The following is an 18,148-nucleotide window of genomic DNA, read 5'->3' on the forward strand; positions in this document are numbered from 1 at the left end:
TTTAACAGATGAAATTCTCGACCAATGTGCATTTTCCAAAACAGGTGATAAGAAAGATTTATTGACTGCACTTGCCAATCTTAGGAACTCACTACATGGTAATGGAATTCATTAAACTAATTCATTAAAAACTCAAGCTAATGGCATTTCTTTTGATTTCACCAAAGGGAAACGCGTTGAATGCGCCTCGTGGGAGCATATAGTGGTTTTATTAGAATCAAACGTAGAAATACTCCAAGATATTTTATTATCACCAACGGTTGTAAATATTAAAACCGAAATAAATGATGACTTCGCTTCCGGTACTTAAATTTAAACTAAAAGCACATAACAATCACAGTCAAAGTAACGCAAAAAAACGCGCGCTTGCTGTCAGCGTTAGGTGGTCTACCTCAGCTAAATGGAATCAGATACAAGTCAAAAAGTTATGGTTGTAGTAAATATTGGGAATTATTATGAAAAAGTTAATTGCAGCATTTTTATTGAGTTCAACTCTAGCTTCTTACGCAAATGCAGAAAGTGAATTACTTTTTTTTGGCGGCGATGGGCATGACGAATACTTAGGGTGCCTAACTTGTAGCGAAAATAGTTCCGAATCTATTTGTAATGGTTACGGCACTTATGGAAATGAATTTTCATCAAATGGAATGTTCAATGAATATGCAGGATTTGGTAATGAGTATAGCTCAGAAAGCCCGTGGAACGAATACAGTTCAAGTGATTCTGTACCAGTATTAGTAGATCGTGATGGTAATTTTTATGGTTACTTCACGATCAATGAGTACCGCAGTAACGCAGTTGAATTCTCAAGTGGCCTGAAAGAAATGTTTGAGGTAGCCAATGGTGATCTTGAAAAAGTAAGAGTTATGTTATGCGAATCATTCGGTTTTAGCGGGTAAACATGTTCACCTAACAAGCGCATGTTGTCAGACTGGTTTTCCGCTGCGCTCCAAACCAACAGCAGATGCGGGCGTGATGTACGTAATAATTGGAGGGCTAAACAGTTGTGGACGAACTATTTTTACTTTTAAAAAATATCGTATTGCTACCATTTCGCGCTTTATGGAATTTGCTCGTTACAATTTTTTTGGTAACTGCTTTTATATTATGGTTTGGCTTTATCTTTGGTTCAGTAATTGCGGTAATATTAATATTGATCTTTGCTCCAGACCTATTTCTTTTACCTTTAGTAATAGTCGCAATGTATACCAAAATTTGGGAGTAGGTCCCTATGTGTCATGATACTCCCATACCATAACAATTTATGTTTATTCTTCTTCAGCAACAGCTAATAGAGGCGCTCTAATCAACTTCCACAATTTTTATAATTACTTTCAAGACATCGTTTCGAAAGCGCCTGTGCTTTTGATATATCATTCATCGACATTTTATTTTCTAAAAAGTCAAAAATCAGTTTTGCATCATTGCCGTTATACCTAGAAATATTAGCCCAGCTATATGATGAAATAAAGCTTTGAGGCACACCTTCGGCTGAGTAGTACATAAACCCTAGGTGAAGCTGTGGAACAGCAATGCCTTGCTCTGCTGCCAACCTATGCCACTTTACTGCCTCTTTAAAATCTTTAAGAACACCTTTACCGGAATGGTACATAATCCCTAGGTTATACTGTGCTTTAGCATCGCCATCCTGCGCTAATTGTTGTATAACTTCGATTTTTGAAATTTCTTTTTCCGCAGTAGCACTCACATGTATTTGAAAAAATAACAACGCGCTGATAAAATTTACTATTTGCTTAATTTAGGCAGCCGTTGGTTTACCTACTGCTGTCATCAGTTTGTCGTAATCCGTCACGACATCGTATTTCACTTTTTCGCCTGAACCAGCCTCTTCAAGTTTTTTGAAGAACTTTCTGGCGCAATCGATTTTTGTAACTTCAATACCACGCAAATCTAAGCTAGACATAGAACCTTTCGTTTCCGCAATGAAATACACATGCTTAACAGAACCTTCTTTAAAAGAAATGGCCCAATCTGGGTTGTAATCGCCTACTGGTGTTGGGATAAAGAAGCCACCAGGAAGTTTCGCATAAACAATCACCTCGTCGCTTACATCAAGCTTTTCAACGAACTCTTTTTCAACTTTGGAGTCCGTAATTACATAATCGTAGATATGTCGCTTAAGCGGCTCAGTGGCTTTACTAAAGTCTTGCTTACTTTGTGATGCCGTGAATATATTGGAATCAAATGTTTGGTCGGTTTCATCGTAGCTGAGCTTATTAATAATGATGCTAGCCTTTTGCTCCTTAATAAGGCGCGACACTTCTGAAATAAATTGCTCAGGGTTCTTTTTAAATAAACCAAATTTATAATCTTCAATACCAGTTAAAATAGTCGCTACCGTTTTACGAGTTAAAACCGTGGCCTCGCCTATTTTACCCAGCAGGTCATATTCTACCCTTGAATGGACACTACCAGTGGTTTTGTCATCGTAGCTTTCTTTAATGGCAAAACCCTTACCATCTCTCAAGGCTACATCGGTCAGGCCGCCGCTCATTTCGCCCGTTTCAATACGGTAGGTTAACTCAGTGACCTTTAACTCTTTATTAATAGCAAAAATAGCATTATCAATCAGCTCTTGAGAATCAAAGTCGACTTTATAGACTGCTTTCTTGTTAATTCGATCCCAAAGCTCTTTGAACTCTTTCTTATTAAAGTTCGCGTTGAGAGGATTGGTTTTTGGCTTGCGTCCGTCACCAAGCTCGGGCATTTGATTAACATCGAATACGCCATCTACCAGTTTAAAAATGGCGTCAGTATAAGGTTGTAACTCAGCAGGCAAATCGGGCAACTTACCTTCTGCTTTGGCCACATGATATTCGGGCGTAATTTCATCAGAATCGTTAGTGAAATCGTTCTTCATCAAATAGCGATAGATTTGATTCGCCATTATCTCCGTGACAGCTATCTCGCCCGAATCGGTTTTTATGGTCTTGCCATTAAAGTATTCTTTATTTGCCTTACGCGGTCTTGCGGCTAGGGTATCTGCAATCTCAACTTGCAGATTAGTCACGAAGTCTTGATAGCTTTCGCTGGCGACCACTGTCAGCACGTTTATATCGTGAACTGTTGACGGTTGGTCTTGGCGTTCTCCATTTTGATTCACAGAGATACGCAAGCCACGACCGACCTCTTGTCGACGCGAAATAGTGTTGTCGCTGTTTTTAAGCATGCATATGGTAAATACGTTAGGGTTATCCCAACCTTCACGCAGGGCTGAGTGCGAGAATATGAAGCGCAGGCTTTTCTTAGCAAGTGCTTCTTCACCGTCGGTCGGCTTAGGTAACGATAATAGAGCCTCTTTATCTCTCAGGATTAGATCATAAGCATCAACATCGGTGCTTTCTGTGCTTTCTGATTTAGCTGATTTAACGCTATCAACCATCTTGCCTTTTTTATCAATAGAGAAGTAACCCTGATGCGTAGCCTCAACCTGAATGCTGTTTAGATAAGCATGATACTCAGGGTTAAGCTCCAATTGATCTAACTTATAGGCAATTTGCTCTTTGTATTCTTCCTCAAATATCTTCGCATATTGACCTTTATTATCTGAGGCACCGTAATCACGATATTTGGCTACTTCATCAATAAAGAACAGCGATAACACCTTAATGCCTTGCTTAAACAACTGCTCTTCTTTTTCTAGGTGGGCCTTAATGGTTTCACGGATCTGAATACGGCGGCGCACAGCCTCATCTACATCACCAAAGGCATCGCCAGCCGTTAATATCACGCCATTGGTAAACTCAACGGTATCGGTATTGGCGTTAATATCCGCGACAACATAGCCCTTGTATTGGTCAAGCTCACCACTTTTAATATAGAGATCATCGCCTTTGCCTATGAGTTTTCGTTTCTTTTTGATCACGCCCGTCTTTAATTTTTCTTCAATCTCTACCCAAGCTTTAGGTGCTTGCTTGGATATTTCAATATTTTCTAAATACAAATAAGATGCCGTTCCACCTTGGCCTTTTACACTGATCCCGCGCACAGCAATCTTTTTAACCAGTTTCTGGTTATAGGCGTCTAACGCATCTAATCGATGAATTTTTAAATGGTTGGTTTTATGGGTGGCCGAATAACGAATCACCATTAATGGCTTAAATTTAGCAAGTGCCTCAAGGGTTTTATCACCCTCCATCTTTTGAGGTTCATCTAAGAATAAGATGGGGCGGTTCTTACATATTACATCGATGGGGCGGCGCGACTGAAAGTCATCTAGCTCTTCGTAAATACGCCGATTATCTTGGCCCGTCGCATTAAATGCTTGAATGTTGATTATCATCACATTAATGCCATTGTCTGATGAGAAGCTCTCTAGCTCGTGCAGCTGCTTGGAGTTATAAGTGAAGAAGCGAACCTTCTTACCATAACTATCAGTAAAGTGGTCAGCAGTAATTTGCAGCGATTTAGTTACGCCTTCACGAATCGCAATGCTCGGCACTACAATGATGAATTTGCTCCAACCGTATTTTTGGTTCATCTCGAACATAGTTTTGATGTAGCAGTAAGTTTTACCCGTACCTGTTTCCATTTCAATATCTAAGTGCAAGGGTGCGATGGCGCGAGCATTTTTCAAATAGGCTATTTTCACAGGTTCAATCGTTTTTTTCTCATCGTTTTTTAGGGTAAATTCAGTCAGCGATGAACTCACCGGCAAGTTTTGGCGGCTTTGCACTTGTTGTATATTGCGTAACAATTCAGACTCATTCAATTTGATATCTGGGTTACGAAAACCTTCATCACTGTCGATAGCAAGGTTTAGTTGCGGGCCACCAGTCTTAGAAACACCTTTATCTAAACGATAATTGAGTGGGTTGATTTTTGGCTGCCCCTGAAAGCAATCGACCACTGCATCAACCGCTGCGGTTTGGTAGGCTTGGCTTTTAAATTTAATCTTCACTGATTACGCTCCCCTATATCGCTTTGATATCGGTGGCCGGAGCCAGTTGTTTGAAGATTTGCTCAACATTGATTTTTACACTGTCAGATACAAAACCATCATCACGGAACACCATGCGCAATGGTTGTTTTGCTGCCAGGGCTTTAATTAGTGACTCATCGATATCTTTGTCGAAACAGGCAGCCAAGTCATCGTCGTTTATGAAATAGACTTCTTTATTTTCGATGGTTTCCTTGCGAATGGGCAACGATAAATCCACACCCCAGTCGAGCATAACTTGGAATAATAGATCCTCGCTGCTACGGTCTTTTTTGATGTGCTCTACTTGATTGAATAGATCGGCTTTGGATACCGTATCTGGCGTGTAGTGGACATCGTTCATATTGCTTGAGTCTATTTTTAGAACGCGGAAGCCTGTGTCTAACCCAGATAGTTCTGAGTTTTCTTCTTTTATTTTTTTCCCGGCGCGGCGAATACGTTCTTTGCTGATTTCGGCAATGGTTTTATAACCGGCTTTGAAAGCTTCGGATTTTTCATCACAAGTTTCAGGGAGCTGTACCATAATGAATTTTCTTCGACCTGAATCCCCTGCATTTAGTTTAATGCTCGAATGTGCCGTTGTAGCTGAACCAGCAAAGAAGTCCATGATTATTGCATCCTTATCTAATCTTGTTGCTGACAATAAAAGTTTAGCTATGAATTTGGATGGTTTTGGAAAACTCATTATCGACTGAGAACCAAATAACTCATGAATTTCGTCAAATCCATCTTCATTAGTGCCCCAGCCATCTGCGAACAAATTATCAGAGTACTGAAATTCGAAACCTGTTCCTTCAGCGCCTCTCATAGGCAATAAATCTTTTAACATTTTTGTGCGAGGTTCACTCACTATTCTTCTAAAATAGAGTTCCTGGGTTATATAGATGGTCTTCTTCTCTGCATATTCATCTAGCAACTGTTGGGAATATATCCAGTTGCTTTCCACAGTAACATCTTTTACTAATATTCCATTTTTAATATGCAAATCTGTACGTAATATCATTTCCATATTACCAGAGCTTATCCTGCTACCAGACGGGAGGAAGTGATCCGCTTCTTTGTACTTGCTAGGAATACCTTTTTTAATGACACGTTGGGCCCGTGCATTCGTAGTCTTAATGACTGGGTAAGTTTCCTCACCTCTTGCGATTTCACCAATCAAGCCTGGAAACACTTTTCGACATTTTGCGAAAACAAAAACATACTCCTTTACGTTGGTAACAGATCCAGATAGAAAAGCGCCTTTCTTCTTCTTTTCCCATGTCAGTTGAACTATAAAATTGTCATCGCCAAATATTTCATCTCCTAATTTTCTGATATTTGAAGATTCATTGTCGTCAATGCTGATAAAAATAACCCCATCATCTTTTAGGAGGTTTCTTGCTAGTTTCAATCTCGAGTACATCATACTCAACCAGTCAGAATGAAAGCGACCATTGGAGTCGGTGTTGGCTACAAGGCGGTTACCATCATCATCTTTTTGCCCAGACTCCTGTAAATACTCATCCGTTGACTCCGCAAAGTTATCCGCATAGATAAAGTCTTTACCTGTATTATAAGGCGGATCAATATAAATCATCTTCACCTTACCCAAGTAGGTCTCTTGCAGTAGCTTTAATGCATCAAGATTATCGCCTTCAATAAACAGATTTTCAGTAGTATCAAAATTTACCGACTCTTCACGACAAGGGCGTAATGCTTTAGCTATCGGTGCATTAGCGGTTAATAGAGCTTCTTTTTTACCCGGCCAATTTAATTGGTAACGCTCTTGCGGCCCTTCAACAATATTTTTGGACAGCTCTTGCTTCAGCAGGTCAAAATCTATCCCCGTGCTCAGTTCTCCATCATCATCTTGCTTTTCTATTTTACAATTAGGAAATAGTGCTAAGAGCTTATCTATATTCTGTTGCGTGATATCAGGGCTGTGCATTTTTAACTTATCCATATTAGTCTCTAATTTTATAAATTTTGTTTACTGTAGGGTTTATAGCTTAAGTAGGGATTTAATTATTCGCTATCTTAAACGCCATAAAGCGCTGCCAGCTGTTTTTTTAAGGTTTTAAACTGGTCATTCAGTTCACGCTTAAGGTTAAACTGCTTTTCGTTATCACGCTTGGCTTTAGTTTTTTTTATTTGTTTATTCAGTGCTTCTATAGCGGCTAGGTCGGCGAGCTTATCCTCTAGGCTGCGCTTTTTTTGTTGTGACTTAGTATGCACATAGGCGCTTTTCGGTTCTTGTAAATCGTGTACACCTTGTAAACCCAAAGGAATGAGCGCTTCAAGTAGCTGGTTGTATAGACTCTCTAAACTGGTTGCAGCGGGCAAAAGTGCTGCATGCTGGCTGCTTGGCACTAACCACTGGCTTTTTAGGTACGCGCTTTGCTGCCACTTTTCTTTATTGCTTTGCGTGGTGGTTTTAAGTTTGTGGGCAGCTTGATAGGCGATTTCTTGCTCTGATGTGTTTGCCTCTTTTGCAACTTCTCCCTTATTACCCTCTATGATATCACCATATTTGACATCACGAGTCAGCATAAATAAGGTAGGGTGCGGAATGGCTTTGTCGATGGCTATTAATATTTTTTCATCAAGGGTTTGCGCTTTCAGTTTTATGTGGATCACTTCTAACTCATGTACTTGCTCGGTTTTGGTTAGGTTGATGGTGCCTTCAGCCAGTTTATACGCCCACTTAATTTGGGCGACTTGCTCTACGAATAACTGTTTTAACTCGGCGTTAGCGCCCGCTTGGCTGTAGAGCTTTTCTTTGGGGATAACACGGCCAAACTTGGCAGCTTCTGGAAACTTCCAATGGAGTCGGGGTTGATTTTGTTTGTTAGCGTCATCCATCACGTTATTGATGCTCGCCTTGTATGACTATAAAAGCCAATAGCTCGAAGTCGTCTAAACCTTGAATACTGTTCACTAGCGCGGTGGTTTCGCCACTGCTGAATAAGCTGTCTAGGTCTTTCTCTTCTTTAACATCTACCATGCTGCGTATCGCATCGCTAAGCAGGTTTGAGTAAGGCTCCATATTGCGGCCATCTTGAGTGACTGAGTTAAACAGGGCACAGACATTGGCAATGGGGCTAGTTTGGTTTTTACAGCAGCTTCTTGTTAAATCCAGGAGCCGCTTCACTTCGGTATGGTCTGCAACTATCTCACCGTCATTACTGATGTATACGAGGTAATAAGGGTGCAGCCGGTTTTGCTGGTCAATATTTACGGTGTCGTTAATATTCTTAAGCGCAAAGATTACTCCGGGTGTTAAGCCTTTTTCAAGATTGGCTGGCACCACAGCATGCATGCCATTGGGAACGGTTGTGGGCTCGCCATATTTTTCGACCATGCCCATGAGATCCATGCGAAAGTCGTTTAAGCCAAGGTCGGTTATGGATACACCCGTTTTCAAGTCCTCTAGTTCAACCACCTCTTCTTGTAGGCGTTTAAGCTGTTCTTTTCGGTAGCTTAGGTCATTTGCTTTGGCGCTTAGTACATTGTCGTCACCGGTTGCTGTGACATCTACAATGGTCATGCGGCTTTCCACGCGGTCTTTTAGATTAATGTATTCATCAAGCGAAATATCAGGCCAGTAGTTGACCAACTGTATGGACTCGTTCAGTGAGCCAATACGGTCAACACGACCAAAGCGTTGAATAATACGCACGGGGTTCCAATGGATATCGTAGTTAATGAGGTAGTCACAATCTTGTAGGTTTTGTCCTTCTGAAATACAGTCAGTGGCAATCAGTACATCTATCTCCGACGGTTCTTGCGGAAGAATGGCCGCCTTTGACTTTGATATGGGAGAGAAGAGTGTGAGTACTTCTTGTATGTCGTAGCCACGTTTTGCGCTTTTAAGGGTGCTTTTAGGAGGACTAGAGCCTGTTACCATCGCGGTGTGTAGTTGCTGGGTTGACCATAACTGGGGCGCTAATTGCTCGTAAAGATATTGAGCGGTATCGGCAAATGCGGTGAAGATGATAACCTTTTTATTGGCCTTACCCTTTATTGTGTTGATTGGATTCTCAATCTTGTCATCAACATGCTTTATAAGGTGTTGCAGCTTAGCGTCATCTTTAGGCGCAATTTTGGAGACAGACACCAGTAAGGCATCAATCATTTCTAAGTCAGCACTTAAATCTTGCTGCCAAGAAGGTAAATCCATATCCATTAGCTGGATTTGTACTTTTTTGCCGATGCTCATTTCTTGAAAGGCTTCGCCATCATCGTCATCCAGTAGGCCCATTGCCTCTTCTAAATCGCTTATTTCTGTTACGCCGCCCTTACTATGAAATTTATCGATTAATGCTAAGACGCGATTGTGATTATCTGAGAGTGACTGCAAGGTTTTACGAAACGAATAAACCGAACTCTCTAAGCGCTTTAGCAAGTTAGTGGTCATAAGCGCCACTAGGCTTTTTTCACGGTCAACTTGCCTAAACTTTCCTTTACCGCCATCTACTTCGGTATCGTATAGCTCTTCGTATTTTTTTAATCGGCTTGGTAAAATATAAGTAATGGGCGCATAGACTGAGAGTTTGAGTAGCTTAAGGTGATCGAATATGTCATTTAGGCTGACTACATCGTCGCGCGTGGTCAAGGGGCAACGATAAGACAAAGGCGCTCTTCGCTTGGGGAATTGACCAATATCTGTGGTGTCATAAAAAGTTTGAATGTGTTTACGTGAACGGGCAATGGTGACGCTATCTAGCAATTCAAAAAAGTCCATATCTAACGCGTCTAAAATAGCTTTTGGGGTACGCTGCTCTGGTGCTAGTTTTGACCAATCGTTGAAAGCTCTTTGCGCATTTTTAAAGATAGCTTCTACGGTATTCCTTGTTTTTAAGTTTTTGGTGAGGTTGCTTGATTCACCCTCGTAAGCCAGTGCAAGCTGATTCCGCAGATCAGTAAACTTGTTGTTTACTGGGGTCGCCGACAACATTAGTACTTTTGTTTTAACGCCACTTTTGATGACTTTATTCATTAGCTTTTGATAGCGGGTTTCACGATCGTTAACGGCTAGGTCATTTCTAAAGTTGTGGGATTCGTCAATCACGACCAGATCATAATTACCCCAGTTCACTTGATTAAGTTTGGTGCCAAATGATTCCCCTGAAACCCTACTTAAATCAGTGTGGCAAAGCACATCATAATTGAAGCGATCTTTTGCCAGTATATTCGTGGTGACATTGCGGTTATAAGTGAGCCAGTTGTCTGCTAATTTTTTGGGGCAAAGCAACAATACAGACTTGTTACGCAGCTCGTAATACTTCATTACGGCTAAAGCGGTAAAGGTTTTACCTAGGCCAACAGAGTCAGCCAGAATGCAGCCATTATGCATTTCAAGTTTGTTAATTATACCGGTGGCACCATCTTTTTGGTAATTGAATAGTGTTTGCCAAATTACAGTGTCCTGATAGCCCGTCCGGTCGTTGGCAAGCACATCCTCATTCATCTCATCTAAAAATTCTTGGAAGATGTTATATAGCATGATGAAGTAAATGCGCTCCGGCGAGTTTTCGTGATAAACCGACTCTATGTGTTGAACAACTTGCGTGGTTACGTCTTCGAGTTTTTCTGGGTCATTCCAAATTTGATCAAAAAGCTGTAAATATTGCGCAGTGAATGGCATCTGATCAAATTTATGAACAAAATTTGATACTGCACTGCCTTTTTGATATCCAAGGTCTACCGCAGTAAAGCCATTAATCGGTGCAAAAACTGTGTGGTTGTCTTTTCCTTGTGTTGCAGCAAACGACTGCATCTGCGCATTACTCGTATTGGATTTAAAGGTGACTTTATTTTTAATCCAGTCGGCACATTCTTTAGCTATTGCCTTTTGGTTAAGCTCATTTTTTAAGTGTATCTCAAACTCTGAACCAAATACGCTGCGCTCTCGGTTGATTTTTGGAATATAGAATTCTCGATGTTCTTTTTTAATTTTATCGGTGGCTTTCTCTGGGACGAATGTAGGCGAGGTAAAGATAAATTCGAGCGAGTCTATTTTTGATAATTCTTTTTTAAGGGCGAAGAAGGCATACATAGAAAAGCATGATGCGGCAACCTTAAGCTTTGAGTTAGCGGTCAACGATGACTTTAACTCTTCACCAAATAACGTGTTTATATTGTCGATTACCTGCATATTAAAACGTCCATTTTCTATAAAATCTTAAGCTAAACTATCAAAATTAATCAGACGCTTGACCAGACCTGACCCAGTCATCAACTTCATCTTTTTTAAATTTCCATAACCTTCCAATTTTGTGGGCTGGCATCCCTTTTTTCTCGATCCATTTGTAAACGGTGTCACTAGATATCCCCAAATGCTTACAAATGTCGGTTATCGACAGCCAGCGGTCTTCTATCTCGACCATCTATTCCCTGTTCCGAAGCCCAATCAGCATATAGCCAAACATTGGAATATAAATCTTTATAAGTTGGTTCATTTTTAAAGTAGATAACAATGAGTTCTTCGAAGTAATTTCCTTTTTCTCGTTCCGTTTTTGAAGTTTGACGATAATTTTCTAGTAACTTTCTTAATACATTCATTATTTGTCCATAAATTAAATTATTATTCATATAAAAATTTATTGCTCTTAGATTCAACGAGCAAGTGAAATGGTTTGTTCAGCAAACAACATTTATAACAGAGAAGTATACAACTCAAAATATTTTTTTGCGTATAAATTTGTATCCTCGCTACTCAGCAATATACGTAAATGAATTTGTCTAATATGATGCGCTCTGACGTCGGCATCATATACAAAGTTATCTAATCAGTGATCAACCCTGTGTAATGTGATGTGCAGATTGTTGAAACAATGTATTAATTTTCGATTGGGAGATATTTAGAAGGAATTTAGATTGACGGTCTTATTGACGGCTTGCAAAGTAATCGATGTAAAAAAGCCCCTGAAAAACAGAGGCTTATCTATGAAGTATGGCGGATAGCGAGGGATTCGAACCCCCGGAACGTTTGACCGTTCGTCTGATTTCAAGTCAGGTGCATTAAACCGAGCTCTGCCAGCTATCCAAGAGGGGCGCATATTAAATTTGAATGAGGTAATTGTAAAGGCCTAATAAGAAAAAAAAGTTAAAATTTCTTTAATCGCAGGTTTTTTAGTCGTTAATTACATTATTTTGTAACTTTCGTTCGAAAAAACCTTGAAAAAGTGAACCAAACACCTAACATAGTTACTAATAATAACTGAGTATTGTACTCAACAAATAATAGTAATTACTGGAGAAAGAAATGGATAGACGTACTTTGTATTCTAGTGCTGGCGAAAGCTCCGCAATAGAAGTCAATAAGGTGCTTCGCAATACCTATATGTTATTGTCGTTAACGTTAGCTTTTAGTGCTATCACGGCAACTGTAACCGCGATGCTGAATATTGGCATGGTTGGATACTGGGCGATGTTCATTGGCGCAATCATATCTATGTTTATCGTAAACAAGAAAGCAGATACCGCAGCCGGTCTTTTTTGGGTATTTGTATTCACAGGCCTAATGGGTGGTGCACTTGGTCCGATTTTAAGCATGTATGTCGCTAACGGGATGGGCCATTTAATTGGCCAGGCACTTGGTGCTACCGCAGTAGTTTTCTTAACGCTGTCTGGTTATGCACTTGTATCTAAGAAAGACTTTAGTTTCATGGGCGGGTTTTTAATGGTGGGAATGGTAGTTGCACTTCTCGCAATCATTGGAAACTTCTTTTTTGCAATGCCTGCGCTTGGTTTGGCTATTAACGCACTTATTATTCTGGTTATGTCAGGCTTTATATTGTTTGACACTAGTCGAATTATACACGGCGGAGAAACCAACTATATACGCGCAACCGTTGGACTATATCTAAGTATATATAATATCTTTTTATCTATATTGTCTTTACTGGGTGCTAATAACGACTAAGCTTTAATGATAGTTAATTGATGAAAAAAACGCCCCATGTTAGGGGCGTTTTTGTTTATAATGTCCTTAATGGTAAAGACAAACTTAGCACAGCGATAATAAATGACTAACACAATACCCACTCGTTTTACTCTAATGGTGACAAAGAGCCCTTTCGATGCCCGAAATGCTCACAGCGCACTATCTTTTTGTGCAGCGGCAATTGAGCAAGGCCATTCAATCACGCAGGTTTTTTTCTATCAAAAAGGTGTACACAATGCGTCCTCACTACTACAGCCTAACGCAGATGAGCTCGACGTATATAGTAAGTGGTGTGATTTAGCCAAAAAGCATGCTATCAATCTCAACGTATGTGTAACGGCAGCTTCTCGCAGGGGCGTTGTAGACGCGCAGCTAGCACCAGAGCCAAATTACGCCAACTTAGTTTGGCCATTTACACAAGTTGGCTTAACGGCCTATTTTGAAGCACTTAACAACAATAGTGTTAATATCCAGCTATGAGTGATTTACCTGTATTACAAAATCCTTACATAGTCATTCAAACGACTCAAGCTCCCTATTCTACTAGCGACGCCACAGACTCTTTAGAAGCAGCCCTTGCTGCTACGAACATAGGTATGCAAGTGGTGTACATATTTGTCGGCGATGGCGTGTATCAGTTACTCAAGGCACAGCAAAGTACACTCATTTCACATAAATCAATCTATAAAAAACTAAGTGCCCTGCCGATGTTTGACGTAGAGCTTATATTTGCACAAACCTCAGCACTTACAACGTATCATATTTCCCTAAACGACATTAGCTTTGCTGTGTCGCCTATAAGCGATGCACAACTAGTCCAGATATGTGCAAAAGCAACGCAGGTCTTAGTCTTTTAATGATTATACAATTGCTATCTAACACCCCATCTAAAGTTGCAGCCTATTGTGAGCGGGGACTGAGTGTAATATTATTGCAAAATGGCGTATACGCGGCGTTGAGTCTTATCGCTGACTATCCTAAATGCACGTTTTATGCAGTAAAAAATGATTATTTTGCCAGTGGTTTACCCAGGCTCGAGAATCTTATTTTAGTGTCAGATATGCAATGGGTAGATTTATGTGCCCAGCAGCATCCTGTTATTACTATTCAACAATGAGTGTCGTTATGAATACTTTCTCAATAATCGTTAATGGTGTGGAGATAGAAACCGATAAAGAAGGCTATTTACGCAAAAGTGAACAGTGGAACAATGAAGTCGCCCAGCATATTGCTTATTTAGAAAATATAGAAATGACAGGCGAAAGATGGCAAATTGTGCATTTTGTTCGTGATTTTTATACTACCTACGATACTAGTCCGGCAATGAGAGCGCTGGTAAAAGCCTTACAGCGGACGCATGGGCCAGACAAAGGAAATAGTCGATACTTGTATCGTTTATTTCCTAAAGGCCCTGCAAAGATACCCACCAAGCTAGCTGGGCTGCCTAAGCCCGCTAAATGTTTATAGCGGGCTTAGGGTTATGCGTAACAGCTTATTGCGGGCTAATGCTCGTAACACCGTTCATGTATGGTACTAAAGCTTGTGGAACGGTAACGCTTCCATCAGCTTGCTGATAGTTTTCTAACACGGCGACTAAGGTTCTGCCTACCGCAAGGCCGGATCCGTTTAGTGTGTGTAATAATTCTGGTTTTTTCATATCTGCAGACTTGTATCTGGCCTGCATTCTTCTGGCTTGAAAGTCGCCCATGCTTGAGCAAGAAGATATTTCGCGATACGTTTTCTGGGCTGGTAGCCATACTTCTAAATCATAGGTTTTACATGAACCAAAGCCCATATCGCCAGTGCACAATAACATTTTACGATAGGGTAAATTGAGCTTGCGTAAAATAACTTCAGCATGGCCTGTTAGATCTTCTAAAGCTTGCATACTCTCACCAGGTAACACCATTTGAACGAGTTCTACTTTGTCAAACTGATGCTGTCTAATTAGGCCGCGAGTATCGCGGCCGTAAGAGCCTGCTTCACTTCTAAAGCAAGGCGTGTGTGCGGTCATTTTAAGGGGCAGTTCGCTGGCATCAAAAATGCGATCACGGGCAATATTGGTCAATGGCACTTCTGCCGTGGGAATAAGCGACAGGCCATGACCTTCTTCGGTTGCTGGTTTAGTATGAAACAAATCTTCTCCAAACTTAGGCAGCTGGCCGGTACCGTATAAACTGTCTGAATTTACAAGCAAAGGAACATACACTTCGTGGTAACCATGTTCCTGGGTGTGCAGATCTAGCATAAACTGGCCAATAGCACGGTGCAGGCGCGCGATTTGTCCATTCATCACTACGAAGCGGCTCCCGGTAAGCTTCGCAGCTGTTTCAAAATCTAAGCCCTTGTTAAGATGAACGCCAATATCTGCATGATCACGCACTTTAAAATCAAACGTGCGTGGCTCGCCCCAGACTGACACCTGCTGATTGTCATTTTCATTTTCTCCAAACGGCACTTCGCTTTCTGGAATGTTTGGCATTTCTTGGTAAAATTCATTTAGTGCGTTTTGCACGTCAACTAGCGCTATTTTGGCATTTTCTAAGTCAGATGCTAATTGAGACACCACCGCTAGCAAAGGTGCAATGTCTTGTCCTGATGCTTTTGCCTTACCAATAGCTTTTGAGCGAACAGTACGTTCATTTTGAAATGACTCTGTCGATATTTGTAGCTGTTTGCGTTTGGCTTCAAGCTCACTGTATGCTTGTATATCTAATGCATAACCGCGCTTAGCAAGCTGTTGGGCAACTTCGTTGATGTTATTTCGTAGCAATCGTGGGTCTAACATGAATCATCCTATCCTTTTACAAATAATACCGCCAGCCATACACCAACTATGCATAGGCCGACGTTCAACAATATATTTAATAGAGCTTTGATGTACTCACTTTGCTGAAGTAATAGCAAAGTATCGTACGAAAATGTTGAGAAAGTGGTTAGGGCACTTAATAAACCTACGCCTAGAAACAAACGTAAACTATCTGATATTTCTCGTTGTTCTTGCTCAATCCACATGTATAAACACCCCAATGCGAATGAACCGATGACATTGACCGCAAGAGTACCAAACGGAAAGCCTTTCCCCAATAGCTTTATGCTTTCTTGGGTGAGAAAATAGCGTAAGCATGCGCCAATAGCACCGCCGCAAGCAATAATAAGGTAAGTATTTATGGCAGACATGAATTAACTCTTAGTTGTACCTGTAGTTAACGATGCTAAAAACGCAATCTTTTGTGCTAACTGCTTTTCAAATCCACGGTCACTTGGCTGATAGAGATTAGTCATCTCTACCTCATCAGGTAAATAAGTTTGCTGTGGTGTGAAGGCATATTCGTAGTTATGGGCATACTGATAGGCCTTGCCGTGCCCTAAATCTTTGGTAATGCTGCTGGTTGAATTTCTTAGATGAAACGGCACTGGGGCATCGGCGTGTTGCTTGGCTAATAATTTGGCTTGTGTAAATGCAGCATATACCGCATTACTTTTCGGCGCTAAAGCGCAATATATTACCGCTTGTGCCACCGCGCGTTCTCCTTCACTTTTGCCTACACGGTGGTAAACGTCCCATGCGTTAAGACATACCTGCAGTGCTTTAGGATCAGCATTGCCAATGTCTTCACTTGCAATAGCCAATAGTCTGCGGCATATAGGTACAATATCGGTAGAGGCTAATAGCAAACGAGCAAACCAGAATAAGCTACCGTCAACTGAAGAACCTCTTACTGACTTATGAAAAGCCGATAGAGTATCGTAATAGGCGTCACCTTGTTTGTCAAAACTACCCACTTGTTCACCACAAGCAGTTTCTGCGATGCTTTTACTGAGCACGATTTTAGTTTGCTCTAAGCCCGTCTCATTAGCACTGTTTGGCAATAAGCTTAGCGCTACCTCAATGTTGCTCAATAAACGGCGGGCATCGCCACCGCTTGCATTTATAAGTAATTGCTTTGCTGGCTCATCAATAGCAACTTCGGAGTTATTTGTTCGCTCGCGTTGTTCGTTTAAAAAGCTTAAGGCTCTATCCATCAGCTCTGCTAAGTCATCCTTTGTTAAAGCGCGTAAAGTAAATACGCGCATTCTTGACAGTAATGCTGAATTAATAGAAAAAGCAGGGTTTTCGGTGGAGGCCCCGATAAGCACTATATCGCCATTTTCAACATACGGTAAAAATGCGTCTTGCTGGGCCTTATTAAAGCGATGAATTTCGTCTACAAACACAATTTTTTGCTGCTTAAATAAATCATTTTCGGTAGTTGACACCAGCGCTTTAATATCCTTAATACCACTGCTTATCGCCGACAAATACAGCACAGGTAGTTGCCAATATTCTTTTAATAAATTAACTAGAGATGTTTTGCCACAGCCAGGCGGTCCCCACAATATCATTGAGCATAGTTGCTGGCGTTCGCACAGATGCCTTATTGGCCCACTTTCACCCAGTAAGTGAGTTTGCCCAACGTAATCTTTCAAGCTAGCTGGACGCAGTAAATCAGCTAGAGGACGTTTATTATTCATTTACTTTGCGGTTGCTCACGCTGATCATCTATTATCCAGCCTTCATTGGTACTAAACCTAAAGTCGTCATTTGAAACATGTTGATTTAACACTACATCGCTAAAATCAAGAAGATTAGCCTGTTGCTGACGATCGTAAGACACTAATGATGTAAGCTTATTTTGTGCATCAAAACGTAAAATAAGCTTATTAATAGGGGAGTTGTCGGTTAGCGACACAATCGTATAGGTATTTTCTTGCTTCACTACCGAGACTTGATCCCACTGCTGCTGCTCATCACTAATTAATAACATGAGGGGGTTGCTTTGGGTGAATGCCGCTTGATCCACAATTGTGACTTGTTCTAGGAAAGGATCTAGGTTGTACACCGATTTGCCATCAGCGATAATTAAAGACTCGTCTGGGGCTTGCACCGACCACCTAAGTTTTTGCGGTTTTTGCAGAAATAGTTCACCGCTAGCGCTTTGTAGTTCTTCGCCTTGCATGTCTACTATGGTTTGACTAAACGTGCCCTTAAGCGTCGAAAATTGACTTAATAAACTGCGTAAACTTGCCTTATCCTCTTTACTGCCTTGCTCACTCGCCATTTTGAGTATCGGGGAATTAGTGGGCAAACTTACGCTATTCTCAGACTGAGCCCTTTGCGCCACAAGAATATTGTTCACACTTAACTGTTGAGAATGCAGCGAAAAACTGATGCCGCTCAGTAGTATAAGCGAATAAGCTAAGGGACGTTTTATCAT

Annotated in this window: 17 protein-coding genes and 1 tRNA gene; 6 read left to right on the forward strand and 12 right to left on the reverse strand. The window is 40.9% G+C overall.

The window, feature by feature from the left end:
• Positions 1-455 precede the first annotated feature (455 nt).
• Positions 456-899, forward strand: a complete 444-nt coding sequence (locus tag GPUN_RS04150) for a hypothetical protein (protein ID WP_006003714.1) — start codon at positions 456-458, stop codon at positions 897-899.
• A 407-nt stretch (positions 900-1,306) separates the two neighbouring features.
• Here GPUN_RS04150 and GPUN_RS14455 read toward each other — a convergent pair whose 3' ends face one another.
• The 8 genes from GPUN_RS14455 to GPUN_RS04190 form a co-directional block, all read right to left on the reverse strand.
• Positions 1,307-1,708, reverse strand: a complete 402-nt coding sequence (locus tag GPUN_RS14455) for a tetratricopeptide repeat protein (RefSeq protein ID WP_006003718.1) — start codon at positions 1,706-1,708, stop codon at positions 1,307-1,309.
• A 51-nt stretch (positions 1,709-1,759) separates the two neighbouring features.
• The gene (locus tag GPUN_RS04165) at positions 1,760-4,921 is read right to left on the reverse strand and encodes a type III restriction-modification system endonuclease (protein WP_006003721.1); all 3,162 of its coding nucleotides are present in this window, start codon (positions 4,919-4,921) and stop codon (positions 1,760-1,762) included.
• Between the two features lie 13 nt (positions 4,922-4,934).
• The gene (locus tag GPUN_RS04170) at positions 4,935-6,905 is read right to left on the reverse strand and encodes a site-specific DNA-methyltransferase (protein ID WP_040520137.1); all 1,971 of its coding nucleotides are present in this window, start codon (positions 6,903-6,905) and stop codon (positions 4,935-4,937) included.
• Between the two features lie 74 nt (positions 6,906-6,979).
• The gene (locus tag GPUN_RS13640) at positions 6,980-7,804 is read right to left on the reverse strand and encodes a DUF4391 domain-containing protein (RefSeq protein WP_051987276.1); all 825 of its coding nucleotides are present in this window, start codon (positions 7,802-7,804) and stop codon (positions 6,980-6,982) included.
• A gap of 4 nt (positions 7,805-7,808) precedes the next feature.
• Positions 7,809-11,099 carry a helicase-related protein gene (locus tag GPUN_RS04180; protein WP_006003728.1) on the reverse strand — a complete coding sequence of 1,097 codons (3,291 nt, stop codon included), beginning with the start codon at positions 11,097-11,099 and terminating at the stop codon, positions 7,809-7,811.
• 46 nt (positions 11,100-11,145) lie between these two features.
• Positions 11,146-11,331: a methylation-associated defense system helix-turn-helix domain-containing protein MAD1 gene (gene mads1 / locus GPUN_RS04185; RefSeq protein WP_006003730.1), complete on the reverse strand. Its 186-nt coding sequence runs from the start codon at positions 11,329-11,331 to the stop codon at positions 11,146-11,148.
• Positions 11,285-11,536 (reverse strand): hypothetical protein, encoded by a 252-nt coding sequence (locus GPUN_RS14445; protein ID WP_141567205.1) that lies wholly within the window; start codon positions 11,534-11,536, stop codon positions 11,285-11,287. Before GPUN_RS14445 ends, mads1 begins: the two co-directional genes overlap by 47 nt.
• Positions 11,537-11,898: 362 nt before the next feature.
• Positions 11,899-11,990 (reverse strand) — tRNA-Ser (locus GPUN_RS04190).
• Positions 11,991-12,209: 219 nt separating this feature from the next.
• Here GPUN_RS04190 and GPUN_RS04195 point away from each other — a divergent pair.
• The 5 genes from GPUN_RS04195 to GPUN_RS04215 all read left to right on the forward strand — a co-directional run bounded on the left by GPUN_RS04195 (position 12,210) and on the right by GPUN_RS04215 (position 14,357).
• Positions 12,210-12,869 (forward strand): Bax inhibitor-1/YccA family protein, encoded by a 660-nt coding sequence (locus GPUN_RS04195; protein WP_040520138.1) that lies wholly within the window; start codon positions 12,210-12,212, stop codon positions 12,867-12,869.
• Positions 12,870-12,971: 102 nt separating this feature from the next.
• A complete protein-coding gene (gene tusD, locus GPUN_RS04200) occupies positions 12,972-13,370 on the forward strand; it encodes a sulfurtransferase complex subunit TusD (RefSeq protein WP_040520139.1) in 399 nt (132 codons plus the stop codon).
• The gene (locus tag GPUN_RS04205) at positions 13,367-13,747 is read left to right on the forward strand and encodes a DsrE family protein (protein ID WP_006003739.1); all 381 of its coding nucleotides are present in this window, start codon (positions 13,367-13,369) and stop codon (positions 13,745-13,747) included. The genes tusD and GPUN_RS04205 overlap by 4 nt, the downstream gene beginning before the upstream one ends.
• Positions 13,747-14,007 carry a DsrH/TusB family sulfur metabolism protein gene (locus GPUN_RS04210; protein WP_040520140.1) on the forward strand — a complete coding sequence of 87 codons (261 nt, stop codon included), beginning with the start codon at positions 13,747-13,749 and terminating at the stop codon, positions 14,005-14,007. The genes GPUN_RS04205 and GPUN_RS04210 overlap by 1 nt, the downstream gene beginning before the upstream one ends.
• Before the next feature lie 8 nt (positions 14,008-14,015).
• Entirely contained in the window at positions 14,016-14,357 is a 342-nt protein-coding gene (locus GPUN_RS04215; protein WP_006003743.1) for a TusE/DsrC/DsvC family sulfur relay protein, read from the forward strand.
• Between the two features lie 25 nt (positions 14,358-14,382).
• Here GPUN_RS04215 and serS read toward each other — a convergent pair whose 3' ends face one another.
• From serS to lolA, 4 genes are read right to left on the reverse strand one after another with little or no spacing between them, the layout of a single operon-like run.
• The gene (gene serS / locus GPUN_RS04220; protein ID WP_006003744.1) at positions 14,383-15,678 is read right to left on the reverse strand and encodes a serine--tRNA ligase; all 1,296 of its coding nucleotides are present in this window, start codon (positions 15,676-15,678) and stop codon (positions 14,383-14,385) included.
• Between the two features lie 8 nt (positions 15,679-15,686).
• Complete coding sequence (gene crcB, locus GPUN_RS04225; RefSeq protein WP_006003746.1) at positions 15,687-16,070, reverse strand: fluoride efflux transporter CrcB; 384 nt, start codon at positions 16,068-16,070, stop codon at positions 15,687-15,689.
• A 3-nt stretch (positions 16,071-16,073) separates the two neighbouring features.
• Positions 16,074-17,405, reverse strand: coding sequence for a replication-associated recombination protein A (locus GPUN_RS04230; RefSeq protein ID WP_006003748.1), 1,332 nt, complete (start codon positions 17,403-17,405; stop codon positions 16,074-16,076).
• On the reverse strand, positions 17,402-18,148 hold the full coding sequence (gene lolA, locus GPUN_RS04235) for an outer membrane lipoprotein periplasmic chaperone LolA (RefSeq protein ID WP_006003750.1): 747 nt from the start codon (positions 18,146-18,148) through the stop codon (positions 17,402-17,404). The genes GPUN_RS04230 and lolA overlap by 4 nt, the downstream gene beginning before the upstream one ends.

Origin of the sequence: Glaciecola punicea ACAM 611 (assembly GCF_000252165.1) — a bacterium.
Lineage (GTDB): Bacteria > Pseudomonadota > Gammaproteobacteria > Enterobacterales > Alteromonadaceae > Glaciecola > Glaciecola punicea.